25 protein-coding genes are annotated in these 25,448 nt (G+C 32.7%); 14 read left to right on the forward strand and 11 right to left on the reverse strand.

Features of this window, described 5'->3' with window-relative positions; all coding sequences use genetic code 11:
- Positions 1 to 92: 92 nt before the first annotated feature.
- Positions 93 to 1,040 carry an NAD(P)H-dependent flavin oxidoreductase gene (locus tag G5V56_RS08940; RefSeq protein ID WP_166964044.1) on the reverse strand — a complete coding sequence of 316 codons (948 nt, stop codon included), beginning with the start codon at positions 1,038 to 1,040 and terminating at the stop codon, positions 93 to 95.
- Positions 1,041 to 1,160: 120 nt separating this feature from the next.
- Positions 1,161 to 1,892 carry a bacteriorhodopsin-like gene (locus G5V56_RS08945; RefSeq protein ID WP_166964046.1) on the reverse strand — a complete coding sequence of 244 codons (732 nt, stop codon included), beginning with the start codon at positions 1,890 to 1,892 and terminating at the stop codon, positions 1,161 to 1,163.
- Between the two features lie 114 nt (positions 1,893 to 2,006).
- Here G5V56_RS08945 and G5V56_RS08950 point away from each other — a divergent pair, with 114 nt between their 5' ends.
- Both G5V56_RS08950 and G5V56_RS08955 read left to right on the forward strand, forming a co-directional pair.
- A complete protein-coding gene (locus G5V56_RS08950; RefSeq protein WP_166964048.1) occupies positions 2,007 to 2,900 on the forward strand; it encodes a Brp/Blh family beta-carotene 15,15'-dioxygenase in 894 nt (297 codons plus the stop codon).
- Between the two features lie 237 nt (positions 2,901 to 3,137).
- A complete protein-coding gene (locus G5V56_RS08955; protein ID WP_166964050.1) occupies positions 3,138 to 3,635 on the forward strand; it encodes a nicotinate-nucleotide adenylyltransferase in 498 nt (165 codons plus the stop codon).
- Positions 3,636 to 3,727: 92 nt separating this feature from the next.
- Here G5V56_RS08955 and dnaK read toward each other — a convergent pair whose 3' ends face one another.
- Positions 3,728 to 5,638, reverse strand: coding sequence for a molecular chaperone DnaK (dnaK, locus tag G5V56_RS08960; RefSeq protein ID WP_166964052.1), 1,911 nt, complete (start codon positions 5,636 to 5,638; stop codon positions 3,728 to 3,730).
- Positions 5,639 to 5,964: 326 nt separating this feature from the next.
- Here dnaK and G5V56_RS08965 point away from each other — a divergent pair, with 326 nt between their 5' ends.
- The 4 genes from G5V56_RS08965 to G5V56_RS08980 all read left to right on the forward strand — a co-directional run bounded on the left by G5V56_RS08965 (position 5,965) and on the right by G5V56_RS08980 (position 10,448).
- Positions 5,965 to 7,389 carry an L-serine ammonia-lyase gene (locus G5V56_RS08965; protein WP_166964053.1) on the forward strand — a complete coding sequence of 475 codons (1,425 nt, stop codon included), beginning with the start codon at positions 5,965 to 5,967 and terminating at the stop codon, positions 7,387 to 7,389.
- Between the two features lie 114 nt (positions 7,390 to 7,503).
- On the forward strand, positions 7,504 to 8,322 hold the full coding sequence (panB, locus tag G5V56_RS08970; protein WP_166964056.1) for a 3-methyl-2-oxobutanoate hydroxymethyltransferase: 819 nt from the start codon (positions 7,504 to 7,506) through the stop codon (positions 8,320 to 8,322).
- Positions 8,323 to 8,346: 24 nt separating this feature from the next.
- Positions 8,347 to 9,045, forward strand: coding sequence for an RluA family pseudouridine synthase (locus G5V56_RS08975; RefSeq protein ID WP_166964058.1), 699 nt, complete (start codon positions 8,347 to 8,349; stop codon positions 9,043 to 9,045).
- 32 nt (positions 9,046 to 9,077) lie between these two features.
- Entirely contained in the window at positions 9,078 to 10,448 is a 1,371-nt protein-coding gene (locus G5V56_RS08980; RefSeq protein ID WP_166964060.1) for an aldehyde dehydrogenase, read from the forward strand.
- Here the strand turns inward: G5V56_RS08980 and G5V56_RS08985 are convergent.
- From G5V56_RS08985 to G5V56_RS09010, 6 genes are all read right to left on the reverse strand, one after another.
- Positions 10,445 to 11,269 carry a sensor histidine kinase gene (locus tag G5V56_RS08985; RefSeq protein ID WP_240911267.1) on the reverse strand — a complete coding sequence of 275 codons (825 nt, stop codon included), beginning with the start codon at positions 11,267 to 11,269 and terminating at the stop codon, positions 10,445 to 10,447. The genes G5V56_RS08980 and G5V56_RS08985 overlap by 4 nt on opposite strands.
- Positions 11,262 to 11,630, reverse strand: coding sequence for a hypothetical protein (locus G5V56_RS19055; RefSeq protein ID WP_240911269.1), 369 nt, complete (start codon positions 11,628 to 11,630; stop codon positions 11,262 to 11,264). The genes G5V56_RS08985 and G5V56_RS19055 overlap by 8 nt, the downstream gene beginning before the upstream one ends.
- A 367-nt stretch (positions 11,631 to 11,997) precedes the next feature.
- Entirely contained in the window at positions 11,998 to 12,729 is a 732-nt protein-coding gene (locus G5V56_RS08995; RefSeq protein ID WP_166964064.1) for a hypothetical protein, read from the reverse strand.
- A 5-nt stretch (positions 12,730 to 12,734) separates the two neighbouring features.
- Positions 12,735 to 13,238, reverse strand: coding sequence for a hypothetical protein (locus tag G5V56_RS09000; RefSeq protein WP_166964066.1), 504 nt, complete (start codon positions 13,236 to 13,238; stop codon positions 12,735 to 12,737).
- Positions 13,239 to 13,306: 68 nt separating this feature from the next.
- Positions 13,307 to 13,933 carry a CPBP family intramembrane glutamic endopeptidase gene (locus tag G5V56_RS09005; protein WP_166964068.1) on the reverse strand — a complete coding sequence of 209 codons (627 nt, stop codon included), beginning with the start codon at positions 13,931 to 13,933 and terminating at the stop codon, positions 13,307 to 13,309.
- Position 13,934: 1 nt separating this feature from the next.
- Entirely contained in the window at positions 13,935 to 14,393 is a 459-nt protein-coding gene (locus G5V56_RS09010) for an Lrp/AsnC family transcriptional regulator (RefSeq protein WP_166964070.1), read from the reverse strand.
- Between the two features lie 158 nt (positions 14,394 to 14,551).
- Between G5V56_RS09010 and G5V56_RS09015 the strand changes: the two genes are divergently transcribed.
- The 5 genes from G5V56_RS09015 to G5V56_RS09035 all read left to right on the forward strand — a co-directional run bounded on the left by G5V56_RS09015 (position 14,552) and on the right by G5V56_RS09035 (position 18,846).
- A complete protein-coding gene (locus G5V56_RS09015) occupies positions 14,552 to 15,754 on the forward strand; it encodes an aminotransferase class I/II-fold pyridoxal phosphate-dependent enzyme (RefSeq protein ID WP_166964072.1) in 1,203 nt (400 codons plus the stop codon).
- 111 nt (positions 15,755 to 15,865) lie between these two features.
- The gene (gene nhaC / locus G5V56_RS09020; RefSeq protein ID WP_166964074.1) at positions 15,866 to 17,356 is read left to right on the forward strand and encodes a Na+/H+ antiporter NhaC; all 1,491 of its coding nucleotides are present in this window, start codon (positions 15,866 to 15,868) and stop codon (positions 17,354 to 17,356) included.
- A 141-nt stretch (positions 17,357 to 17,497) separates the two neighbouring features.
- Positions 17,498 to 18,136, forward strand: coding sequence for a peroxiredoxin (locus G5V56_RS09025; RefSeq protein ID WP_166964076.1), 639 nt, complete (start codon positions 17,498 to 17,500; stop codon positions 18,134 to 18,136).
- Positions 18,137 to 18,231: 95 nt separating this feature from the next.
- The gene (locus G5V56_RS09030) at positions 18,232 to 18,540 is read left to right on the forward strand and encodes a thioredoxin family protein (protein WP_166964078.1); all 309 of its coding nucleotides are present in this window, start codon (positions 18,232 to 18,234) and stop codon (positions 18,538 to 18,540) included.
- Between the two features lie 48 nt (positions 18,541 to 18,588).
- A complete protein-coding gene (locus G5V56_RS09035; RefSeq protein WP_166964080.1) occupies positions 18,589 to 18,846 on the forward strand; it encodes a DUF6952 family protein in 258 nt (85 codons plus the stop codon).
- Between the two features lie 77 nt (positions 18,847 to 18,923).
- On the opposite strand, the gene katG is transcribed toward G5V56_RS09035, so the two are convergent.
- Complete coding sequence (gene katG, locus G5V56_RS09040; RefSeq protein ID WP_166964082.1) at positions 18,924 to 21,089, reverse strand: catalase/peroxidase HPI; 2,166 nt, start codon at positions 21,087 to 21,089, stop codon at positions 18,924 to 18,926.
- Between the two features lie 219 nt (positions 21,090 to 21,308).
- On the reverse strand, positions 21,309 to 21,830 hold the full coding sequence (locus tag G5V56_RS09045) for a fasciclin domain-containing protein (protein ID WP_166964084.1): 522 nt from the start codon (positions 21,828 to 21,830) through the stop codon (positions 21,309 to 21,311).
- A gap of 182 nt (positions 21,831 to 22,012) precedes the next feature.
- Here G5V56_RS09045 and tpx point away from each other — a divergent pair, with 182 nt between their 5' ends.
- From tpx to G5V56_RS09060, 3 genes are all read left to right on the forward strand, one after another.
- Complete coding sequence (gene tpx / locus G5V56_RS09050) at positions 22,013 to 22,513, forward strand: thiol peroxidase (protein ID WP_166964086.1); 501 nt, start codon at positions 22,013 to 22,015, stop codon at positions 22,511 to 22,513.
- Between the two features lie 24 nt (positions 22,514 to 22,537).
- Positions 22,538 to 22,915, forward strand: coding sequence for a diacylglycerol kinase family protein (locus G5V56_RS09055; protein ID WP_166964088.1), 378 nt, complete (start codon positions 22,538 to 22,540; stop codon positions 22,913 to 22,915).
- Positions 22,916 to 23,047: 132 nt separating this feature from the next.
- A complete protein-coding gene (locus tag G5V56_RS09060) occupies positions 23,048 to 25,432 on the forward strand; it encodes an FtsK/SpoIIIE family DNA translocase (RefSeq protein ID WP_166964090.1) in 2,385 nt (794 codons plus the stop codon).
- Positions 25,433 to 25,448 lie beyond the last annotated feature (16 nt).

The raw sequence follows: 25,448 nt of genomic DNA on the forward strand, positions 1-25,448 counted from the left end.
TTAAAGAAACGTTCAAAAAGGTATACTTATTTCAACATTTTTGAACTACTCAAAAAATAATATAAATTTTATGACTATCGGTTTAATGGATTTTACTCAGTAAGATTTTTGATAATATCTTTGGTAGGCAATATAGCATTTGTATGCTCAATACTGGGGCCAGCCACCCATACAGTTTTATAAGTTACTTTGGTTGCCGCATTTTGAGTAGCTTTCATGCCTATCGAAAATCGAATCATTTTCACCCACTTTTTAAGCGTTTTATTTTTATTTAAAATAGTTTCTAACCAAGTTTGTTTGGTTCCAATTTTTTGAACATAGGGTGTATTTATTACGGTACATGGGGTTCCAGAAATTCGCTCGGTCACCACAATATCTTTTGCGCCATAATCGACACAAGCCTGTTTGTATTCATCTGTAACATTTGCCTCAATAGAAGCAATAAACGGACTTCCAACTGAAACCCCAGCAGCCCCATAACTTAACATTCTATCTATATCTGCTTTACAGCCAACACCACCTGCTGATATTACAGGAATTTTACAATTAGAAACTAGGTCTTTTATAAGTTCTTTTGGATTCTTACTGCCTCGGTGTCCTCCTGCTTCATTATTGACAGCTATTATAGCATCTGCACCAAGATGTTCAACTTTTTGAGCAAATTTTAAATCGACAACATCACAAAACACTTTAATACCGGCTTTATGGGCTTGTCTTATAGTTTCTTCGGGACTTCCTAAAGAGGTAATAATAAAATCGCAGCCTTCTTCACAAATAACTTCTAATTGTCCTTTATATTTAAGGTTTGACTTATTGACAATCAAGTTAAAACCAAAAGCACCTCCTTCAACCTTAGCTGCTTTTAACTCTTTCAATGCAGCTCGCAATTCTTCAAGCGTTCTATAGTTTAATGCTGGTATACAACCCCCAATACCTCCTTTCATGGCTTCTATTACCATCGCTGTATTAGAAACTAAAAACATAGGAGCTTGAATGATTGGGTGATTTATTTTAAGAATTTGGGATAGTACAGTCTGCATAGTTAAAACATATTTTAACAAATATAAATATTAATTTATTCAGTACACATAGTTTATAATAGTGAATAAAAAAAGCGTAGTTATATAACTACGCTTTAACTGAGTGATTTTTTTAACTAACTAATTAAGAATTTCATTCTTTTTAACGGCTAATGTATAGACAACTAACCCAAAGCCTATTTTATTTATGGCATCAGCAATGTTATATGCAACATCAACACTTCCAGATCCTATAATGTTTGTATACCAACCATTGGTTCCTAACATATAACCTAGAGGATAAATTGCCCAACCAACTAAAACAAACCAACATAAAATTTTATGAGCTTTTAAAACATCACCTCCAGCTTCAACAGCTAATTTTTTTGCAGTACCCAACCAAATATCATAGACAATTACAAAGTAAGCAACACCTGAGATTGCTCCCCAAAGCGCAGCTTGGTTTGGAAATACAGCCTCTCCGAAGTAGCCTGTAACTAGCATAACTACCGATAGCACAATTAATCTCCATAATAAAGACGTTTTTGCTCCTGCTACTTTAAGGATTAGATAAAATTCAACACACATTAAGGGAACAGTTAATATCCAGTCTACATATCTGAAAAATGTTGGAGATTCCATATTAGTTTCCCAATAATCTCTCATGTAGAAATAATGCACAGCCGCAATAAAAGTTATTAGTCCAGAAACTAATACTGATGTTCTCCATTTTTTATCAAATTGATTTAATGATAAAAAGAAAAAAGCTGATGCAGCCATCATAGCCATAGAACCTACAAAAAAAGTAAATCCTGTGTAGTCTGTGGGGTCTAATTTAGATACCACCCCGGAAAAAAGTAAAATGGTTTTCATAGAATTTTGTTTAATTATTTTTTATTTTTATTAAACAAAACTACAAATAATTAAACTATTAATTATATTTTTATCAAAAAATTTTTATCTGAAATGGCAATATCCTAAGTAATCATGGAAAAAATATATAATTTATCAATTGTGCTAAGTTTTCTAGGCTTATGGTTAAACTCTAGCATTCCAAAAAATTATGAAATAGCTTTAGGCTTTATTTTGATCTTTTCTTTTGGTATTTTACATGGCTCAAACGATATTTTATTAATTGAAAACATATCCAATAAAAAAACTCATTATCCTATTTTAAAAATTGTAGTTATTTATGTAATATCTGTTTTTACTGCTGTTTGCATTTTTTATTTTATGCCTTTAATAGCACTAATTCTTTTTATATTTTCAAGTGCTTTTCATTTTGGAGAACAGCACTGGGAACATAAAATATCTAATAACCTTAAATCATTCAATAAATTATATTATTTTTTTTATGGTCTTTTTGTCTTAATGTTGTTATTTGTTTTTAATTCACAAGAAGTCATAGATGTAATTAAATCTATTGCAAATTATACCCTTACCAAAGATTTTATAGTATATAGTTTTATAATAACAGCCGCTATCCTAATACTTTTATCCATAAATCTTATTTACAAATCTGAAACTTTTAAATCTATTTACCTCAAAGAATTGTTTTATTTATTGGTCTTTTCAGTTGTGTTTAAAGTATCTACTCTTATTTGGGGATTTACGATGTATTTTATTTTTTGGCATAGTATACCTTCATTATTTGAACAGATAACTTTTATTTATGGAAGTTTTAAAAAAGAACACGTTATACGCTATACTAAAAAAGCTTTTCCGTATTGGTTAATATCCCTATTAGGGCTTGCAATTGTTGTTTTTATTTTTAAAAATCAACAATCCCTTTATGCAATATTATTTTCTTTTATTGCGGCTCTAACATTTCCACACTCGATAGTTATAAATAAAATGTTTTTACATAAAAACAACTTTTAATAAAGACACTGTTTTTAATTAAATCAAAAAAGGGTTTAAATTCATATTCGATTTTTCTTCAATTAGTTTAGAATCAAAACATATTATCAGTTATTATGCATGCATAATAACTGATAATCAATATATTATATATTCACACTATTTAAAACCACTTAAATCATTGATAATATGACTTTTATCATTTTTTTATTATGCATGCATAGTTAATTTTATACCTATTAAACAACAAATTGTAAAATGAAAAAAATACTTTTAGGTTTATTTCTTTTTGGATTAACCACTCAAATCAATGCTCAAACAATAGAACTATCAGAAGTTGAGCTTTCAGTAAATTACAAATATTTAAATGCCACCCAATCTGAAGAGGCTGCTGTTCCGGTTAAGAAGTTAGTCGACAAACTTTTAGCTTGTAATGAGGATAATACCGATGTGTTTGTTGATGACAATGGTGAGTATTGTGTGTCTTTCTATATTCCTGAAGGACGCATTGTTGCAGCTTTTAATAACGAAGGAAAAATACTAAGAACATTTGAAAAATATGAAAATATTAGATTACCGTTAGAAGTTTTACAAAATATTGCCACTAATTATCCCAATTGGTCAATTGCAGGAAACACCTACCTCGTTAGTTTTCATTGCGATAAAGGTTTAACTAAAAAACTGTATAAAATTAGATTAGAAAATGAGGATAAAGTATTGAATATAAAAACGGACGAAAAAGGTCTGTTCCTATAAATTTTTAAAACTCAAACATAAAAAAACGCAACTAAAATTAGTTGCGTTTTTTTATTGAGATTCTGAAACATATGTTCAGAACAAATAAACTGTTATTTAACTTCTTCGAAGTCTACGTCTTCAACATCACTGCTTTCATCTGCTGATTGTCCGTTTTGACTTGCATCAGGACCTGCTTCTGCACCACCTTGTTGTGCTTCGGCTTGTGCCTTATACATTTCTTCAGAAGCAACTTTCCAAGCTTCGTTTATTTTCTCTAAAGCTGGCTCAATAACAGCAACATCTTTAGTTTCGTAAGCTTTTTTCAATTCTTCTAAGGCCTCTTCAATTGGTTTCTTTTTATCATCAGATAATTTCTCACCAAATTCTTTTAACTGACTTTCTGTTTGGAAAATCATCGCATCGGCAGCATTTAATTTTTCAGCTTTTTCTTTAGCTTGTTTATCAGCTTCGGCATTCGCTTCAGCATCTGCTTTCATTTTTTTGATTTCCTCTTCGGTTAAACCAGAAGATGCTTCAATACGAATATCTTGTGTTTTATTTGTTGCTTTATCTGTAGCTGTTACATGTATAATACCATTAGCATCAATGTCAAACGTTACTTCAATTTGTGGTGTTCCTCGTCTTGCTGGTGGAATACCATCTAAATGGAAACGACCAATTGTTTTATTATCGCCTGCCATAGCTCGTTCACCTTGCAATACGTGAATTTCTACTGATGGCTGATTATCGGCTGCTGTTGAGAATACTTGCGATTTTTTAGTTGGAATCGTAGTGTTCGCTTCAATAAGCTTGGTCATTACATTACCCATAGTTTCAATACCAAGAGATAATGGTGTTACATCTAAAAGCAATACATCTTTAACATCGCCTGTTAACACACCTCCTTGAATTCCAGCTCCTAATGATACAACTTCATCTGGATTCACTCCTTTACTTGGCGCTTTTCCAAAGAATTTCTCAACAGCTGCTTGAACTGCTGGGATACGTGTTGAACCACCAACTAAAATAATCTCATCGATATCACTTTTTGATAATCCTGCTGATTTTAAAGCCGACTCACATGGTGCAATAGTACGTTTTACTAAATCGTCAATTAATTGCTCAAACTTAGCTTTTGTCAACGTTCTTACTAAGTGTTTTGGACCGCTAGCAGTTGCTGTAATATATGGTAAATTAATTTCTGTTTGACTAGAAGATGATAATTCAATCTTAGCTTTTTCAGCAGCTTCTTTTAAACGTTGTAAAGACATTGGGTCTTTACGTAAGTCCATATCTTCTTCAGCTTTAAACTCGTCAGCTAACCAATTAATGATTTTTTCATCAACATCATCACCACCTAAGTGTGTATCTCCATCGGTAGACAATACTTCAAATACACCATCACCTAATTCAAGTATAGACACATCATGTGTTCCTCCACCAAAGTCAAATACCACTATTTTCTGGTCTTTTCCTTTTTTATCTAATCCATAAGCCAATGCCGCTGCAGTAGGCTCGTTTATAATTCTTCTAACTTTTAAACCTGCAATTTCTCCGGCTTCTTTGGTTGCTTGACGCTGAGAATCGTTAAAATAAGCTGGTACAGTGATAACCGCTTCACTTACAGTGGTTCCTAAATAATCTTCAGCTGTTTTCTTCATTTTTTGAAGAATCATAGCCGATAATTCTTGTGGCGTATATAAACGACCATCAATATCAACTCGTGGCGTATCGTTATCTCCTTTTACAACTTTATATGGTACACGTTCTGCTTCGTTTTTCGATTCAGAATATTTATTTCCCATAAAGCGTTTAATAGATGAAACCGTTTTTGTTGGATTTGTCACCGCTTGACGTTTCGCAGGATCACCAACTTTAATTTCGCCACCTTCTACAAAGGCGATTACAGACGGTGTGGTACGTTTACCTTCTGCATTTGGGATAACAACAGGTTCGTTACCTTCCATTACAGAAACGCAAGAGTTGGTTGTTCCTAAATCTATTCCAATAATTTTACTCATAATTTATTTTTTATTGTGTTGAAAGTTCATTTTTAAATTCATGGTGTTAAAGTCAATGATTATGCCAACCCAAAAAGCATGACACAGTGTCATATTAATCTTGAAATTTCTATATAATTAAAGCGAATTATGGCGCAACCCTGTCGGGTCGGGCTATACGCTACAAGTCCTCGCAAACCCGATAACAATCACGTTGCTGTGGGCTTTCCGCTGCTATCCCTTGCGCAGAGGCGTAAACCGTTCAATATTCAACAAACTATTAAACCAAAAGAATTACAATCAACAAAAAAACACTCTATATTTGTTTCGAACTTTAAGTTTCTTTTATGGAGTGTATTTCTGTTTTCGACATGCTTAAAATAGGTATTGGGCCTTCTAGCTCGCATACATTAGGTCCTTGGCGCGCAGCAGAACGATGGATAAAAGAATTAAAAACTGCTAAGATTTTTAACGATGTTGAAAGCATTCAAGTAAATTTATATGGGTCACTATCGCTAACAGGAAAAGGTCATGCAACAGATTTAGCTATTCTACTTGGTTTAAGTGGTGCTAACCCCGAAACCGTTCCTGTAGAATCAATTAATGATATTATTACTACTATTAAAACCAATAAAACCATTGTTTTTAATAACGAGAAAGTCATTGATTTTAATCCTGAAAAAAACATTGTCTTTAATAGAAAATTTTTGCCCTTTCATGCCAATGGTTTAATATTTACAGCTTGCATCAATGGCAAAAATAAAAAATCAACCTTCTACTCTATCGGCGGTGGTTTTGTGGTGAAAGAAGAACGAAAAAATTCAAAACGAAATAAAGAGATTTTTAACAACACTTTTCCGTATCCTATAAAATTAGGAACCGAACTTTTGGCATATTGTAAAGAGCAAAATATGTCTATTTCAGATATTGTATTAGAAAACGAAAAGTCGATTCGCTCCATCGAAACCATCGACTACGAATTGCAGCGTATTTGGATCACCATGCTAGAATGTATGTACATAGGCTGCCATACCGAAGGAAATCTACCTGGCGGATTAAACGTAAGAAGGCGTGCTAACGACATTCACAAAACCCTAATCAGTGATTTACCATATAGCAATCCTCAAGAATGGTTAGAAAGCATTCGAAACACAGAAGTAAAGTTCAGACAAATATTAAAATGGGTAAGTTGTTTTGCATTGAGTGTTAATGAGGTTAATGCTTCTTTAGGACGTGTTGTCACAGCTCCAACAAATGGAAGTGCTGGCGTTATTCCTGCGGTTTTAATGTACTATATGGTTATTGAAAATCACGAGGCTAATTTTAGTCACATTAAAAGATTCTTACTCGTTGCTGGCGAAATTGGGAGTATTTTCAAAAAAGGTGCTACCATATCGGCTGCAATGGGTGGTTGCCAAGCAGAAATTGGTGTATCATCAGCCATGGCTGCTGGTGCTTTAACCGAATTACTTGGTGGTACCACAGAGCAAGTATTAATGGCTGCCGAAATTGCCATGGAACACCATTTAGGTTTAACCTGCGATCCTATTGGTGGCTTGGTTCAAGTACCTTGTATCGAGCGTAATTCTATGGGTGCTATTAAAGCCATTCATGCTGCAGAACTCGCACTAGACACACATCCTGAAAATGTAAAAGTTCCTCTAGATAAAGTGGTTGCTACCATGTGGGAAACCGCCAAAGACATGAATTCTAAATACAAAGAAACCTCGGAGGGTGGTTTGGCTGTTGGCGTGCATTTATCAGATTGTTAATTTAATTTCTTTTCTATTCTAAATGAAGCACTTCAAATAGCCTTAAAGAAATGTTTAACATTATTTCTACCTTCATAATATTTAGTACTTTTACATTCTTATAACAAACAAATTATGTCTGTAGCTAAAAAAGAATACAAACGAATTACCGTAAAAACATTGGTTGATATGAAAGCCAATGGCGAAAAAATATCGATGTTAACTGCTTATGATTATTCCATGGCGAAAATTGTTGATGGTGCTGGCATCGATGTTATTCTTGTGGGTGATTCTGCTAGTAATGTAATGGCGGGGCATGAAACAACATTGCCTATCACATTAGACCAAATGATCTATCATGCCTCTTCTGTGGTACGCGCTATAGACCGTGCTTTAGTTGTTGTTGATTTGCCTTTTGGAAGTTACCAAAGCGACCCAAAAGAAGCCCTGCGCTCTGCGATAAGAATCATGAAAGAAAGCAGAGCCCATTCGGTTAAAATGGAAGGTGGAAAAGAAATCAAAGAATCTATAAAACGTATTTTAAATGCTGGTATTCCTGTAATGGGACATTTAGGACTAACACCACAGTCAATTTATAAATTCGGCACCTATACGGTTCGTGCTAAAGAAGAACAAGAAGCAGCAGACTTAATTAAAGATGCTAAAATGCTGGAACGCATTGGCTGTTTTGCTATTGTATTGGAAAAAATTCCTGCCAAGTTAGCTAAAGAAGTAGCGGAAAGTGTCAGTATTCCTATTATAGGTATTGGTGCGGGAAATGGTGTTGATGGTCAAGTTTTGGTGCTTCACGATATGTTGGGTATGACACATGAATTCAATCCACGTTTTTTAAGACGTTATATGAATTTATATGAAGAAATGACGGATGCCATCTCTCAATATGTAACCGATGTAAAAAGCAAGGACTTCCCTAGTGATTCGGAACAATACTAGTTAGTCAAAAATATTCGTGAATTAGTGGCTGAAAAAATATTTTCCAATAAAATCAACCTTCAAGTACTCTTTGAAGACAACCATATTATTGTTGTTAATAAGCGGGCTGGCGATATAGTTCAAGGGGATAAAACAGGTGATAAACCTTTAAGTGAGGTTGTCAAATCTTATATCAAAGATAAATATAACAAACCTGGCAATGTCTATTTAGGTGTTGTTCACAGATTAGACAGACCAACAACGGGCTTAGTTATTTTTGCAAAAACAAGTAAGGTTTTACCAAGACTTAATGCACTTTTTGTTTCAAAAGACATTACCAAAACCTATTGGGCCATTGTAAAAAATAGACCAAAAAAAGAGAAAGACACCTTATTTGATTGGTTAAAGAAGAATCCCAAAAACAATAAATCTTACGTTTACAATAAAGAAGTTAAAGACGCTAAAAAAGCCATTCTTCATTATAATCTTTTGAAAGAACTCAATAATTATTACCTACTTGAAGTCACTTTAGAAACTGGTAGACATCATCAAATACGTGCGCAACTAGCAAATATTGGCTCTCCAATTAAAGGCGATTTAAAATATGGTTTTAACCGAAGTAATGATGATGCTAGTATTCATCTGCACGCTAGACATATATCGTTTATACATCCGGTAAAAAACGAACCCATAGAAATTACCGCTCCACTTCCAAATGATGTTATTTGGGATGCTTGCTTATAATTTTTTCGTAGCTTTACGATAATCCATCGTCTATGTTTTCAAAGCTTGTAAATAATCAAAAAACTTATTTTTTAACTGAAAAAACTAAATCTTTAGCCTTCAGAAAAACGATGCTATTGCGTTTAAAATCTGAACTTATTAATCAAGAAGAACACATTATTGATGCCTTGTATGCTGATTTTAAAAAACCAAAATTTGAATCGGTTTTATCTGAAACAGCCATCGTCCTTTCCGAACTTGATTTAACTTTAAAAAAATTAAACGCTTGGGCGAAACCAAAACGCGTGTTTCCTTCACTTTTAAATTTTCCATCAACTGATAAAATTTATTACGAACCCTACGGAACCGTGTTGGTTATGGCACCTTGGAATTACCCGTATCTATTAGCAATCTTACCTGTTATTGGTGCTATCGCCGCAGGAAATACGGTCGTTTTAAAACCCAGTGAGTTAACACCAAATACCTCCAAAATCATTGAAACCATTATTCAAAATGTGTTTAACGAAAATTACGTTGCTATCGTTCAAGGTGATGCTAAAATTGCTCAGGAATTACTGAAACAGCACTGGGATTATATTTTCTTTACCGGAAGTGTAAAGGTTGGCAAAATTGTAGCACAAGCAGCTGCAAACTATTTAACACCAACTACTTTAGAATTAGGTGGAAAAAATCCTTGTATTATTGATGAATCGGCAAACATAAAACTGGCTGCAAAACGCATAGCTTGGGGCAAATTTTTAAATGCAGGTCAAACCTGTATTGCACCAGATTATATATTGATTCACAACTCTGTAAAACAAGAATTTACAAAGGCGCTTCGTGACGAAATAGAACTGTTTTATTCCAAAAACCCAGAAGAATCTGAAGACTTTGCTAGAATTATTAATACTGGAAATTTTAAGCGTTTAGCTAACATGCTAGATAATGAACATATAGTTATTGGTGGAGAAACTAATGAAGACGATTTATTCATCGCTCCTACTGTAATTGATGAGCCAAGTACAGATAGTGAGGTTATGAAAGATGAAATTTTCGGGCCTATCTTACCAATTTTGAGTTATTCCAACGAAGACGACATTAATAAAATCATCAGAACCTATAACAAACCACTGTCATTATATGTTTTCAGTAATAACAAAACATTTGCGAATAAAATGATATCCACCTATTCGTTTGGTGGTGGTGCTATTAACGATACGATTGTGCAGTTTGCAAATCCTAAACTTCCTTTTGGTGGTGTTGGTTCTAGCGGACTAGGCGCCTATCACGGAAAACACACGTTTTATACATTTTCACATAAAAAACCAGTGGTAAAAAGAGGAACTTGGTTAGATGTTCCTATGCGTTATGCTCCTTACAGAGGCAAAACAAAACTTGCGAAGTTTTTTCTGAAATATTTTTAGTTCTTATTAAAAGGATATTCAATTAGTAACTGAACACCTTCATTTGGTTTAGAAATCACATTTAATTTAGCCTTAATTAAATCGGCTCTACTTTTCATATTTAATAATCCGGAACCCTTATCGACGGTATCTGTGTTAAATCCTTTTCCATCATCTGACGCCATAATTTTCAATAAATCTGACGTATATTCAAGATCTATTTTAAGATGTTTGGCTTCAGAATATTTTACAGAATTAGATAAAAATTCTTGAATGATTCTAAAAATAATAATTTCATCTTTCTTATTATGAAAATCTACTTTGTCTCCCTTAACCTTCATTTTTGCCGAAGCAAATTTCATTTTCTTTAATCGGTCTAATTCATTTTTGATTGATTTTTCAAAACCAATATTCAAAACCACTTCATTATTTAAAGACCTTGATAACGACCGAACTTCTTTCAAGCTTTCTTTAAGGGCCTCAGACGTATCTTTAAATTTATCTTTTACATCATCAGATACTTGCATTTTTAAAATACTTAATTGCATACTGGCAAAAGCTAATAATTGCCCCACATTATCGTGTAATTCCCAGCCTATATTCTTTAAGGTTTGCTCTTGAATTTCTGTTTGTGCTTGCGCTATTTCTTCTTCAAAAATCTGTTGTTGTTTAATTTTATCAAGTAGTAGTTTGTTTTTTCGTTTTTGAAAGACAATAAAGAAAATAATAACCAAAGAGGTAATAATTACTAAAACAGCAATCATATACACTAACAAATAGCGTTCTGACGCTGTTGAAACCAACTTTGATTGAGTTAAAAACAGATATAAAAAGTTAATCATTTTTTAATTGTGGTTTACAAAATATTAAAGCAAAAGTAAATGTTGAATACATAAAAATGTTTGCTGATAAGTAAATGAGTTTTCTTAACTCAATATAGTCCCAATCTCTCACATAAACATCGACTTCATAAGCAGAATAGTTGTCATAGAAAACTATGGGAGTAATAATGAGCCACCAAATAAAAATTGCTGCACTAATATAGAAGTTTAATGATTTATAAAAGGTTAAAATGTTATCACTTTGTAGAACTTCTATAAAATAAAAAACAGAACATAAAAAAACGACTATCGAACCTAAAACACTTAATATGGGAAAGAAACTTACAAAAAATTCTTGCCAATGCCATAAAATATATATCATTGAAAAAGCAAAAAAACTATAACTAACATATTTTAGAATTTCACTAAAAGATTTTGTTCTTATAATTTTTCGATAATAAAAAGCAAAAAACATAATAGCACCAACCTTCCAATATAGCGTTGACCACCAATAGTTTTTTTCAATTAGACTTCCTTTAAGAAAATTTAAAAATCTATCATCACGAACAAATCGAGTATATCCCCCTAAAAATTCACATATCACAAGGTAGGCTAAAAACCAAATGAAATACTTTGCATTCGAAAACTTGTACTTTTTATAGCATATTATACCTGTGAGGGTCGCTAAAATCTCAGTACTATAGGTTAAAATTAGATAGTTCTGTCTAAAAAACTCCTCCATTGCTATTTTAAATCAACATGTCTTCTTCTGGTTCACAAAATATTAAAGCAAAAACAAAAGTTGAATACATAAATATATTTGAAAATATATAGATATACCTTCTTAATTCAATATAAGCCCAATCTCTTTCATAAACACCTACTTTATAAGCTGAATAATTATCATAAAATACTATGGGAGTTATAATAAACCACCAGATAAAAATAGCTACACTGATATAAAAATTTATAGACTTATAAAAGATTAACAATTTATCATTGTTTAAAAGTTCAATAAAATAAAAAACGGTACATAAAAAAATAACAATAGCACCTAATACGCTTATTATAGGAAAAAAGGTGTTAAAAAATGCCCGCCAATGCGATAAAATATAAATAACTGAGAAAATTATAAAACCTGTAGTACTTATGTTAATGATTTTTTTAAACTTCTTATTTTCTAATATTTTGTTATAATAAAAAGCAAAAAAAACAATGGCTCCAATTTTCCAGAATAACGTTGACCACCAATAATTTTTTTCAATGATTGTACCTTTAAGAAAATTTAGAAATTTACCGTCTTGAATAAATGAGTTATAAGTGGCAATAAATTCACAAACATTTATATAGACTAAAAACCAAATAAAATATTTAGCATTAGTTAGTTTGAATTTTTTATAAACTAATAATCCAGTTACAGCAGCTATAAACTCAAGAAGGCCTATAAGTAATGAATAATTTTTCTGTAAAAACTCGCCCATTAGTTTTATTGTGGATAACCGTCTGATCCACCTGTACCATCATTTAGAGGGTCGATTGGTAAATCACTGTCTGAAAAAGATAATATAATACTACTCGCTTGAGACTTAGAAATTTTACCCGTTGGAACCAAAAACATAGTTGTTAAATCTTTTTTAGCTTGCCCCGCGTTTTTTCCGTAAACACCAAGATAAACGCGAATACCATTCATGTCATAGCCTAAACTATCCGCTTGGTTTTTAGCATAAGCTAAATAATTTTCTACATCTTCTAAAGACCACCATACAGAACGATCATCTTTTTTTCTCCCTTGCTTTTGGGCTGCAGAATCTACTGCCTGTTTTCTATGGAGGGTCCAATTTGCATTTAATTCTTTAGCAGTTTCTTGATTAATTACCCCTTTTGGTTTTACAATTTTTTCAACATGTGTATCAACTTGTCTGGGACAAAAAAAATAAGTTGCAAAAGCACCTATAATAATTCCTAATAAAAATAAACTCGTTTTTTTCATTGTCTAATTTGGTAATTATTTCTTCATAAAAATAATAAAAAACATTAGATAAAAAGACCTAAAGAAGACTAACTTGGAAATCCCAACATAGCTCCCATACCCACCGTAAACAACCAACTTCCGTAAATGGCATGTTCTATTGAAACTAAAAGTGTCGATTTTGTTTTATTATAAGTGAACGCGAACAATAAACCTCCCAAAAATGTTAACACAAGAACGAGAGTGTTTCTAAAAAAAATATGGCCTAATGAAAACACAATAGCGTTTAAAAATAGTAACTGGTTTTTACTTTTAAATAATGACTCATAGCGTTGAAAGAAAAATGTTCTGTAAATTAATTCTTGAGGATACACTGAAAAAACGCTGTAAATAAATACAATAAAAACCCACAACTTTGGTTTATTGATTAACACATTGAAAAGCGCATCTTTATTGGTTAACCAAACAAAAAGACTCGTTAACACAGAAATGATTAAAAGTTTTATAATAGTCTCTTTCCAAAACACTTTCCAATTTAAATTAGGAGCTATTTTAAATGTATTATGCTCAACTTTTAGCAACATATATAGGATATAAATAAATCCTATAAAACCAATGCTCAACTTTATCCAAATAGAAAACGGAAAAGCAAAACTTATTGGTAATATAAAAAAAATAATGCCTAACTCAATACCTTTATAATTTCTTGATAACATATCAAATAGTTATTGCTGTAGTGTGCTTTACTTCATTAATTACAAACATACTATGCGTACTCCCAATATGATTAATGCTTGTTAATTTATTAACCATAAATTCTCTAAAAGCGTGCATATCCTTAACCAATACTTTTAATAAATAGTCGTAATCGCCACTAATATGATAACACTCTAACACCTCATTAATAGTAGCAACTTCCTTTTCAAATTTAACCACATACTCCTGCGTATGCTGAATAAGTTTAATATGGCAAAATGCCACAAAGGCTTTGTCTATCTGTTCCTTTTTAACTAAGGCAACATATTTATTAATGACGCCTCCTTTTTCAAGCTTTTTAATTCGCTCATAAACAGCCGTTACCGAAAGGTTAAGTTTGTTAGACAGTTCCTTGTTAGTTTGTTTAGAGTCCTGCTGTAAATAGCCTAATAATTGCGCATCAATTGCATCTAATACCATAGTTGAAAAATTTTCATTAATAAAACGATAAAACGGACTATTTATTATTTATAATCTATAAAAATGCTAATATATAGTTTTATTATCTAAATATAAGACTATCTATTGTATTTTAATCTAAATTTATTGATATTTGATTGAATTCAAAACTTAAAACTATGTCTTTTAAACCCGCAAATAATATTCAGGATCTACAACACTTTGGCGAATTTGGTGGTGTTAATCCATCAATTTCAGATTCGGCCACGTACACATTCTTATCTGCTAAAAAAATGTTCGACACGTTTGAAGGTAAGGCAGAAGGTTGTTATTTATATTCCAGACATTCATCGCCTAGTAATTTATATTTAGGTGAAGCTATTGCTGCCATGGAAGGAACTGAGATGGCTCATGTAACGGCATCTGGTATGGGAGCTATTACTCCTGTTATGTTTCAAATTTGTGGTGCAGGCGACCATATGGTGAGTAGCAGAACCATTTATGGCGGAACCTATGCGTTTTTGAAAAACTTTGCGCCACGACTTAATATTAATACCTCTTTTGTAGATATTACAAAACCAGAGGTTGTAGAAGCTGCTATTACCAAGAACACAAAGATGATTTATTGCGAATCTGTTAGTAATCCTTTATTAGAAATTGCCAACATTGCTGAACTGTCAAAAATTGCTAAAAAACATCATATAAAATTAGTCGTAGATAATACGTTTTCTCCATTAACATTATCTCCAGCAAAATTAGGAGCCGATGTGGTCATCCATAGTCTAACTAAGTTTATTAACGGCACTAATGACACTGTTGGTGGTGTTATTTGCAGCACTACAGAATTTATCAATCAATTACGAAGTGTCAATGATGGTGCCTGTATGTTACTAGGTTCAACCATGGATAGTTTAAGAGCAGCCTCTATTATGAAAAACTTAAGGACGTTGCATTTACGTGTAAAACAACACAGTAAAAATGCCAAATATTTAGCTGAAAAATTTGAACAAGATGGTTTAAAAACTGTGTATCCTGGTTTAGAATCGCATCCCTCGAATGACCTTTACAAACGCATGATAAATGATGAGTTTGGTTTTGGTGGAATGATGACTATCGATGTTGGTAGTTTAGATAAAGCCAATGAGCTTATGGAACTGATGCAAAACAACAATCTTGGTTATCTAGCGGTAAGTTTAGGTTTTTACAAAACATTATTTAGTGCTCCAGGAAGTTCAACATCAAGTGAAATTCCTGAAGAAGAACAAAAAGAAATGGGATTAAGCGACGGTTTAATACGATTTTCTATTGGATTAGATGATGATATAGAAAGAACGTATCAAATGATGAACCAGTGCATGAAGCAACTTCATATTTTGAGCTAAAAAAACTTTCTTAATAAATATTATTTAAAGCCAAAATATTCATTTTGGCTTTTTTTGTATTTGCTATTTTTATTCTAAAAGCGTAACATTACAACCTGAAAAAAAATTCCAATGCAAAAAAAGAATGATATTCTCGACATCAAAACAGACAATATAAAACTTCATAAAAACAAAAGACTTCGCTTATGGGAAGCATTTATCCCGATTATTGTATTAGTTATTTTATTAGCGTATAACGTATATATTTATAAAGATGATGCTACCAGCGGACCTAATCAATTTGCCTTAATTTTTGCTGGTGTCGTTGCTGCCGTTATTGGATTTATAAAAAACATAAGTTACAGCGATATGCTTGAAGCCGTTGTTGACAACGTAAAGTCAACTGGTTCTGCCATTTTTATTTTATTGATGGTAGGCGCATTGGCTGGCACATGGCTAATAAGTGGTATTATACCTACCATGATTTTTTATGGGCTTAAAATTTTAAATCCTACGTTCTTTTTAGCTGCGGCATTAGTTATTTGCTGTATTATTTCATTGGCTACAGGAAGTTCATGGACTACAACTGCAACAATTGGTATTGCACTCATGGGGATAGGAAAAGCATTAGGATTTCCGTTAGGGATGATAGCTGGCGCTGTCTTATCGGGAGCTTATTTTGGCGATAAAATGTCTCCTTTAAGTGACACAACAAATTTAGCACCGGCCATGGCTGGAACCGATGTTTTTACACATGTAAAATACATGGCATACACCACTATACCTACTATAATAATTACACTTATTATTTTTCTTGTCTTAGGATTTCAACATGAAGCTGCAGAACTGCAGGACAACTTTGCACTAATTAACAGTATTCAAAATACGTTTAACATAACACCGTTGCTTTTTATAGTTCCTATTGTCGTTATAGTTTTAATTGTTAGAAAAGCTAAACCTTTAACTGCTCTGTTTATCGGAACCATTTTAGCTGGGATTTTTGCTGTTATTTTCCAACCAGAAATTATAATGAAAGTAGCAGAAAGTGATACTTTTAATTTTAATTCGGCTTATAAAGGAGTTATGAACGCCATGACCAACAGTATATATATACCGTCCGGAAATGCTATTTTAGATGAAAACGAATTATTTTCTTCTGGTGGAATGAGTGGAATGTTATCAACTATCTGGCTTATTCTGTGTGCTATGTTTTTCGGTGGTATCATGCAAGAAATTGGTGCCTTACAAAAAATAAGTGATAGCATATTAAAAATCGCAAAATCTACATTTGGGCTATTTGCAAGTACAACATTTACATGTATTTTCTTTAACGGAACGGCAAGTGACCAATACTTAGCCATTGTAGTTCCAGGAAAAATGTATCAAAAAGCCTTTAAAGACAAAGGTCTTGCTCCCGAAAACTTAAGTAGAACTCTAGAAGATTCTGGAACTGTAACGTCTATTTTATTCCCTTGGAATACTGGAGGCGCCTATCAATCTAAAACATTAGGCGTTGGTACTGGGGAATATGTTTACTATGCTTTTTTCAACTTAATAAGTCCGATAATGACATTAATCTTCGCTTATTTTAATATAAAAATCAGAAAACTCACTTCTAAATAGAATTAAATTATCCAAAAAACAGATTGTCATAATTAAAAACTATAATAATATAAGAATTAAAAATTTTCTATAAGTTAAAATTTTGCATTGTATATTATATTTGCGTTGTCGAAAATTATTAACAATTAAATATAAAAACACATGGCATTTGTAGGAAAAAAATTTCCAAATTTAAACGTTGACGCAATGAACGAAATGGGTGATACTTTTAAAGTAAACGTTCTAGAAGAAGCTGTTAACAACAATAAAAAAGTAATCTTATTTTGGTATCCAAAAGATTTCACATTTGTTTGTCCAACTGAATTGCACGCATTTCAATCAGCAATGAGCGAGTTTGAAAAACGTAACACAATTATAATTGGCGCATCTTGTGATACTCCAGAAGTTCACTTCGCTTGGTTAAATACCCCTAAAGATAATGGTGGTATTGAAGGTGTTACGTATCCAATCTTAGCTGATTCAAACAGAAATTTAGCGTCTACATTAGGTATTTTAGATATTACTAATGAGCAATACAATGAAGAAACTGGTGTTGTAACTGTTGAAGGTGACAATGTAACATATAGAGCTACTTACATTATTGACGAAGATGGTGTTGTTCAACATGAAGGCATCAATAATATGCCAATTGGTAGAAATGTAAATGAGTTTTTACGTATCATTGACGCCTTAACACACGTTCAAAAAAATGGTGAAGTTTGTCCTGCAAACTGGGAAGAAGGTAAAGATGCTATGGCTGCAAACGCTAAAGGAACTGCTGCATATTTAGCTACGCACTAAAAATTGTTATGAATATGTAAAATGAAGCAATCTTTTAAAAAGACATAAAGATTGCTTCTTTATCGTATAACTCGTAACCATAAAAAATAATAATTATGTTTCAAGAATTAAATCAAGATAATTTAAATGAATTAGTTTCATCAAATGATGTTGTAGTCGTGCAATATGCTGCTAGCTGGTGTGGTAACTGCAGAATTATGAAACCAAAATTCAAAAAGTTAGCATCAGAACATGAAGATGCAAGTTTCTTAATTGTTGATGCTGAAAAATTTCCAGAATCACGTAAAATGGCAACCGTTGATAATTTACCAACGTTTGCTACCTTTAAAAACGGAACTTTTGTAAATCAGGTTCAAACCAACAAATTTGAAGTTTTAAAAGAATTGGTTGATGGGGTTTTTTAATCAAAACTTATCTTAAAAACACCTTATAAGCAATAACAACAACGTATTATGAAATTACCTGTTATTAAACATCTTACTCAATTTATAGAAGAAAACGATGAAGATTTTATTATAGAAACTATAGAAACTCTTGAAGCATTAACAGAAGTTCCGTCATTAAAAGATGAAGAATTAGATGTTATTGGCGAGCTTATTTCCAATTTATATGGTGCTGTTGAAGTTAATAAAATGATTAAAGATGGTACTCCTAAAAAGGAAGCTCTTAATACGTTTATGAAACGAGTATTAGGATCAATAGACAAATAATATTTAATTAATATAAAAAAAGCCACTTTTCAGTTTTTGAAAAGTGGCTTTTCTTTTAATATATGTCTCAGAATTTTTTAAGCTAAATCATATCTATCTGAATTCATCACTTTCACCCAAGCATTTACGAAGTCGTTGACAAATTTCTCTTTACTGTCGTCTTGAGCATAGACCTCGGCATATGCACGTAAAATAGAATTAGAACCAAACACAAGGTCTATTCTTGTTGCCGTCCATTTTACTTCACCTGTTTTTCGATTACAAATTTCATAAAGACCATTTCCAGTTGGTTTCCATTTATAATTCATATCAGTCAGATTTACAAAAAAATCATTCGTTAACGCTCCCCTATTCTCTGTAAACACGCCATGCTTTGTGCCACCATAATTGGTATCCATCATACGCATACCTCCAACTAACACCGTCATTTCTGGTGCTGTGAGTCCCATTAATTGAGTGCGGTCAAGCATTAATTCTTCCGAACTTACCACATAATCTTTTTTCTGCCAATTTCTGTAACCATCAGCTAAAGGCTCTAGTGGTTCAAAAGATTCGGCATCTGTCATTTCATGAGTAGCATCACCACGACCAGGGGCAAAGGGAACCGTAATATCGAAACCTGCATTTTTAGCTGCTTGTTCTACTCCTATATTTCCTGCCAAAACTATAGTATCTGCAACACTAATTCCAAACTTAGTTGCAATGGGCTCAAGAATAGATAATACTTTTGATAATCTTTTGGGTTCATTTCCTTCCCAGTCTTTTTGAGGTGCTAAACGAATTCGTGCACCATTGGCACCTCCTCTAAAATCAGATCCTCTAAACGTTCTTGCACTGTCCCAAGCAGTAGAAACCATTTCCGAAATACTCAAACCAGAATTTGTTATTTTTGCTTTTACTGCTTCTATGTCATAATCTTTCCTACCAGTTGGAACTGGATCTTGCCATATTAAATTGTCTTTCGGTGCGTCTGGCCCGAAGTAGCGTTCTTTTGGCCCCATATCTCGATGTGTTAACTTAAACCATGCCCGTGCAAAAGCTTCAGAAAACGCATCAAAATCATTCATGAACTTCAAAGAAATCTCTTTATAAATAGGATCCACTTTCATCGCCATATCTGCATCGGTCATCATTGGATTATGACGTGTAGTCATATCTTCCACATCTACTGGCCTATCTTCTTCTTTAATGTTTACCGGCTCCCATTGCCAAGCACCTGCCGGACTTTTACGCAATTCCCACTCATGATTAAACAACATTTTAAAAAAGCCATTATCCCATTTAGTAGGGTGTGTTGTCCAGGCACCTTCTAATCCACTGGTAACTGTATCACGTCCTTTCCCAGTTCTTGTTGGATTTACCCATCCAAGTCCTTGTTCTTCTACTGGGGCTGATTCAGGCGCAGGTCCTAAAATACTGGCATCACCATTACCATGAGTCTTTCCTACCGTATGACCTCCAGCTGTTAAAGCTACAGTCTCTTCATCATTCATAGCCATACGTTTAAAGGTTTCACGCACTTGAGCTCCGGTTTTCAATGGATCCGGCTTACCATTTACACCTTCAGGATTTACATAAATTAATCCCATTTGTACAGCTGCCAATGGATTTTCCATCGATTCTGGATTATCTACATTTTCATAACGTTCGTCACTCGGAGCCAACCATTCCTTTTCCGCCCCCCAATAGGTGTCTTTTTCGGGACCCCAAATATCTTCACGTCCAAAAGCAAATCCATAGGTTTTTAAGCCCATACTTTCATAAGCAATAGTTCCTGCTAAAATGATTAAATCTGCCCAACTAACTTTGTTCCCATATTTTTTCTTGATTGGCCAAAGTAATCGTCTTGCTTTATCTAAACTTACATTATCTGGCCATGAATTAAGTGGTGCAAAACGTTGGTTTCCTGTACCTCCGCCTCCACGTCCATCTGAAATCCTGTAAGATCCTGCAGCGTGCCAAGCCATACGAATCATCAATCCGCCATAGTGACCCCAATCTGCAGGCCACCAATCTTGGCTATCTGTCATTAAATTATGAAGATCTTTTTTAAGAGCTTCAACATCTAATTTTTTTAATTCCTCTCGATAATCAAACCCTTTCCCTAATGGGTTGGTTTTTGTGTCGTGCTGATGTAAAATGTCAAGATTTAATGCATTAGGCCACCAATCCATAACGGACTTTTCTGTAGTAGTGTTTCCCCCGTGCATTACAGGACATTTTCCTTTTTTTGAATCGTTCATAATCTTAAATATATAGTGTCTTAATTCTTAATTACTAAAGTTAAGAATTACTTATCAAAAGAAAGAATAGAATCAAATTTTATAAAAAAAATAACATTCTATATAGTTTTATGAAATGGGTTATAAGACCAATTGATACTTAAGTTTTAAGTTATAAAAATCAAAAACCTCTTCGTAATGAAGAGGTTTTTTTAATCAAACAATTGTTACATTGCTCAATTACATGGGCAATAATACAGAATTAATAACATGAATTACGCCATTAGTCGTATCTAAATCTGCCGTTGTAACTTTTGCCGAATTGCCTTTTGCGTCCTTGATATAAACAGCTCCATCTTTCATCCATGCGGTTAAACTTTCACCATTAACTGTTTTAATGGTTGCCTTTCCATCGTTCTTATTAATTAAATCAATAACATCTGCAGCCATAAATTTTCCTGACACTACGTGATATTTCAAAATAGCTTGCAGTGTAGCCTTATTTTCTGGTTTTAGTAACGAATCTAATGTTCCTTCTGGTAGATTAGCAAATGCTTCATTGGTAGGTGCAAATACAGTAAAAGGTCCGTCACTTGACAATACCCCTACTAAGTCAGCAGCTTTAACTGCTGCAACAAGAGTCGTATGATCTTGTGAAGTCATAGCAGTTTCAACAATGTTTTTTGTTTGAGCAAACAAAGAGTTGCTTGCAACTAAAGTAAAAGCAATAAGAACTGCTTTAAATAATTTTTCTTTTTTCATAGCTTATATATTTTGTTTAACAAATATAATGATTTATTAAACAAAATAACAGTTTATCATAACTTTAACTAAAAAAGAATACCCTTAATAACAAAAACTAGTCAAAAAAAAGATATTCGTTTGGTCAATACTTAAAACATTTGCGATTTATTCATATTTTTACAGCTATATAATATATTATTATGGCAACAGTAACTCTTAAAGGAAACGCAATTGAAACATCAGGAAACCTACCTAAAGTTGGTACTACTGCACCTGATTTTAAATTAACAGGAACAGATTTATCCACAAAAACTTTAAGCAATTTTAAAGGCAGCAAAATAGTACTCAATATTTTCCCAAGTATTGATACAGGAACTTGTGCGCAATCTGTAAGACAGTTTAATAAAGAAGCTAGTGAACTTAAAGACACTAAAGTAATTTGTATATCTAAAGACTTACCATTTGCTCATAGCCGCTTTTGTGGCGCTGAAGGTTTAGACAATGTTATTAGCTTATCTGATTATAAAGATGGAAGCTTTGGAAAAACATATGGCGTTGATTTTATTACAGGGCCTTTAGAAGCATTACTTTCAAGATCTGTGGTTGTAATTAACGAAAATGGTGTTATTACTTATACAGAACAAGTAAGTGAAACAGTCGATGAACCCAATTATTCTGCTGCATTAGAAGCTTTAAAGTAAGCGTAAGCATAGTACCGATAACATATGAATGAAAAGGAATCCTTTTTTATCAATCGATTAAAAAGTATAGGATTTGCCTTTAAAGGAGTTGTTTGCCTTCTAAAAACAGAAACAAATATTAAAATCCAAATTGCAATTTCTGTTTTCGTTACAGCAATGGGTTTCTATTTTAATATTTCAAATATAGAATGGATGCTTCAGTTTCTTGTTATAGGATTGGTGATGGGCACGGAAGGAATAAATACAGCTATTGAAAAAATGGCCGATTTTATACATCCAGAAAAACATAACAAAATTGGTCTTATAAAAGATATTGCTGCTGGTGCCGTTTTAATAACGTCGCTTACGGCTATTATTATTGGCTTAATCATATATATTCCAAAAATTATTAAACTTTTTTAGTATTATAAAACATAAAATCCTCTCAATGCCATTTTTATTAATTGCTCACAAACAACTAGTTCTGCAATTTTTTAAAATAAAGTTTCGTTAATGCTAGTAATTTGTATTTTTGTTTAAAATAACAGCGCATTAATGGCGAAGAAGAAAACGAGAACTAGTAAGACTCCAAAAGAAAAAAAGAAACCATTTAGCTTAAAACTATCCAACCAACAAAAATTAATTTTGGGTAGTTTTTTAGTCATTTTTGGTATTTTACTTTGTATTGCATTTGTTTCTTTTTTCTTTACAGGAGATATAGACCAAAGTACCCTTTCTAATTTTACATCAAGAAAAATAAAAGCCGGCAATTGGTTGAACAAATCTGGTGCGTGGTTAAGTAACTTTTTTATCCAGCGCGGATTCGGCATATCGTCTTTTATTTTTTCAGGTTTAATTATGCTTTCTGGAGTTTATGTTCTTTTAGACACTAATAAAGCTAAATTGAGAAAACATTGGTTTTGGGGTATTCTAACTATTATTTGGTTATCTGTTTTTTTTGGTTTTTTCACTTCTTATAATGATACGCTTGGTGGCACCATTGGTTTTGAAAGCAATACCTTTTTACAAGATTATTTAGGAAAAATTGGAACGTCATTTTTACTTCTTTTTCTTTTGATTACCTTTCTTGCTGTTCGTTTTAAAATTACAACAGATAGTTTTACAAGATTGTTTAAATCGGCTAAAAAGGACATCAAAAATGAATTTGATACTGATAATGAAGAATACAATATTGCTTTAGATAACGATTTATCTTTAGAAGCTGAAGCTATCAAATCTGCTTACGAAATTTCTCTTGACGACTCTTCTCAAGACAAAAAGAAAGAATCTAAACCAAAAACCGATTTAAAAGTAGAAATAAAACCAGTTGAGGAGGAAGAAGAAGATGATGACTTAGAAATGATTGTTGAAAAAGTAGCTGAAGAACTTTCTGAAACGGATAATCTAGCAAATAAATTGGTTGAAGACTATGGACTATTCGATCCTACTTTAGAATTAGGTAACTATCAATTTCCGCATCTAGATTTACTAAAAAAATACGATTCTGAGGGTATTACCATAAATCAAGAGGAATTAGAAAATAACAAAAATAAAATTGTTGAAACCTTAAACAATTATAATATTGGTATTGCAAGTATTAAAGCAACCATAGGGCCAACTGTAACTCTTTACGAAATTGTGCCCAATGCTGGTGTAAGAATCTCAAAAATTAAGAATTTAGAAGATGACATTGCTTTATCGCTTTCTGCCTTAGGAATACGTATTATTGCGCCAATTCCTGGAAAAGGAACCATTGGTATAGAAGTTCCTAATAAAAATGCCACTATTGTTTCTATGCGTTCTGTTATTGCCTCTAAAAAGTTTCAAGGTTCTGAAATGCAATTACCTGTTGCCTTAGGAAAAACAATTAGTAACGAAACATTTGTAGTCGATCTTGCTAAAATGCCGCACTTATTGATGGCTGGTGCTACAGGGCAAGGAAAATCGGTGGGTTTAAATGCAGTTTTGACTTCACTTCTATATAAAAAACATCCTGCTGAAGTTAAATTTGTTTTAGTAGATCCTAAAAAAGTAGAGTTAACACTTTTTAATAAAATTGAACGTCATTATCTCGCAAAATTGCCGGATAGCGAGGATGCTATCATAACAGATAACACCAAAGTAATCAATACATTGAATTCATTATGTATTGAAATGGATAATCGCTATGAGCTACTTAAAAACGCATTATGCCGAAATATTGCCGAATATAATGTGAAGTTTAAAGCACGAAAACTAAACCCAAACGATGGTCATCAATTTTTACCATACATAGTTTTAGTAATTGATGAATTTGCCGATTTGATTATGACCGCCGGTAAAGAAGTAGAAACTCCTATTGCCCGTTTAGCACAATTGGCGCGTGCCATTGGTATCCATTTAATCATAGCCACACAACGTCCATCTGTTAACGTAATAACAGGTATTATTAAGGCTAATTTCCCTGCTCGAATTGCTTTTAGAGTAACTTCTAAAATAGATTCACGAACCATTTTAGATGGCTCTGGCGCCGATCAACTTATTGGACGAGGTGATATGCTATTTACACAAGGTAACGATTTAATTCGTGTACAATGTGCATTTGTTGACACACCAGAAATTGAAAAAATAACGGAATTTATTGGCTCTCAAAAGGCCTATCCAGAAGCATTTATTTTGCCAGAATATGTTGGTGAAGAAAGCGGCACAAGTCTTGATATAGATATCTCAGAAAGAGACAAACTATTTAGGGAAGCTGCAGAAGTTATTGTAACTGCCCAACAAGGGTCTGCATCATTATTACAACGAAAACTTAAATTAGGATATAATAGAGCCGGACGATTGATTGATCAATTGGAAGCCGCTGGGATTGTTGGTCCTTTTGAAGGTAGCAAAGCAAGACAGGTATTGGTGCCAGATTTAACATCATTAGATAATCTATTAAAAAACGAAAACGTATAAAATAATTTAAATCAAA

It is taken from the genome of Yeosuana marina (assembly GCF_011762485.1).
GTDB classification, from domain to species: Bacteria; Bacteroidota; Bacteroidia; order Flavobacteriales; family Flavobacteriaceae; genus Yeosuana; species Yeosuana marina.

What these genes read in the sequence shown, in the direction of transcription:
- G5V56_RS09060 (WP_166964090.1), top strand. Translation starts at nt 23,048, where the DNA reads ATGGCGAAGAAGAAAACGAGAACTAGTAAGACTCCAAAAGAAAAAAAG.
- G5V56_RS09030 (WP_166964078.1), top strand. Translation starts at nt 18,232, where the DNA reads ATGTTTCAAGAATTAAATCAAGATAATTTAAATGAATTAGTTTCATCA.
- katG (WP_166964082.1), bottom strand. Translation starts at nt 21,089, where the DNA reads ATGAACGATTCAAAAAAAGGAAAATGTCCTGTAATGCACGGGGGAAAC.
- nhaC (WP_166964074.1), top strand. Translation starts at nt 15,866, where the DNA reads ATGCAAAAAAAGAATGATATTCTCGACATCAAAACAGACAATATAAAA.
- G5V56_RS08985 (WP_240911267.1), bottom strand. Translation starts at nt 11,269, where the DNA reads ATGATTAACTTTTTATATCTGTTTTTAACTCAATCAAAGTTGGTTTCA.
- G5V56_RS09055 (WP_166964088.1), top strand. Translation starts at nt 22,538, where the DNA reads ATGAATGAAAAGGAATCCTTTTTTATCAATCGATTAAAAAGTATAGGA.
- G5V56_RS08980 (WP_166964060.1), top strand. Translation starts at nt 9,078, where the DNA reads ATGTTTTCAAAGCTTGTAAATAATCAAAAAACTTATTTTTTAACTGAA.
- G5V56_RS09015 (WP_166964072.1), top strand. Translation starts at nt 14,552, where the DNA reads ATGTCTTTTAAACCCGCAAATAATATTCAGGATCTACAACACTTTGGC.
- G5V56_RS08950 (WP_166964048.1), top strand. Translation starts at nt 2,007, where the DNA reads ATGGAAAAAATATATAATTTATCAATTGTGCTAAGTTTTCTAGGCTTA.
- G5V56_RS09025 (WP_166964076.1), top strand. Translation starts at nt 17,498, where the DNA reads ATGGCATTTGTAGGAAAAAAATTTCCAAATTTAAACGTTGACGCAATG.
- G5V56_RS09035 (WP_166964080.1), top strand. Translation starts at nt 18,589, where the DNA reads ATGAAATTACCTGTTATTAAACATCTTACTCAATTTATAGAAGAAAAC.
- G5V56_RS09005 (WP_166964068.1), bottom strand. Translation starts at nt 13,933, where the DNA reads ATGTTATCAAGAAATTATAAAGGTATTGAGTTAGGCATTATTTTTTTT.
- tpx (WP_166964086.1), top strand. Translation starts at nt 22,013, where the DNA reads ATGGCAACAGTAACTCTTAAAGGAAACGCAATTGAAACATCAGGAAAC.
- G5V56_RS19055 (WP_240911269.1), bottom strand. Translation starts at nt 11,630, where the DNA reads ATGATATATATTTTATGGCATTGGCAAGAATTTTTTGTAAGTTTCTTT.
- G5V56_RS09010 (WP_166964070.1), bottom strand. Translation starts at nt 14,393, where the DNA reads ATGGTATTAGATGCAATTGATGCGCAATTATTAGGCTATTTACAGCAG.
- panB (WP_166964056.1), top strand. Translation starts at nt 7,504, where the DNA reads ATGTCTGTAGCTAAAAAAGAATACAAACGAATTACCGTAAAAACATTG.
- G5V56_RS08945 (WP_166964046.1), bottom strand. Translation starts at nt 1,892, where the DNA reads ATGAAAACCATTTTACTTTTTTCCGGGGTGGTATCTAAATTAGACCCC.
- dnaK (WP_166964052.1), bottom strand. Translation starts at nt 5,638, where the DNA reads ATGAGTAAAATTATTGGAATAGATTTAGGAACAACCAACTCTTGCGTT.
- G5V56_RS08955 (WP_166964050.1), top strand. Translation starts at nt 3,138, where the DNA reads ATGAAAAAAATACTTTTAGGTTTATTTCTTTTTGGATTAACCACTCAA.
- G5V56_RS09045 (WP_166964084.1), bottom strand. Translation starts at nt 21,830, where the DNA reads ATGAAAAAAGAAAAATTATTTAAAGCAGTTCTTATTGCTTTTACTTTA.
- G5V56_RS08995 (WP_166964064.1), bottom strand. Translation starts at nt 12,729, where the DNA reads ATGGGCGAGTTTTTACAGAAAAATTATTCATTACTTATAGGCCTTCTT.
- G5V56_RS08965 (WP_166964053.1), top strand. Translation starts at nt 5,965, where the DNA reads ATGGAGTGTATTTCTGTTTTCGACATGCTTAAAATAGGTATTGGGCCT.
- G5V56_RS09000 (WP_166964066.1), bottom strand. Translation starts at nt 13,238, where the DNA reads ATGAAAAAAACGAGTTTATTTTTATTAGGAATTATTATAGGTGCTTTT.
- G5V56_RS08940 (WP_166964044.1), bottom strand. Translation starts at nt 1,040, where the DNA reads ATGCAGACTGTACTATCCCAAATTCTTAAAATAAATCACCCAATCATT.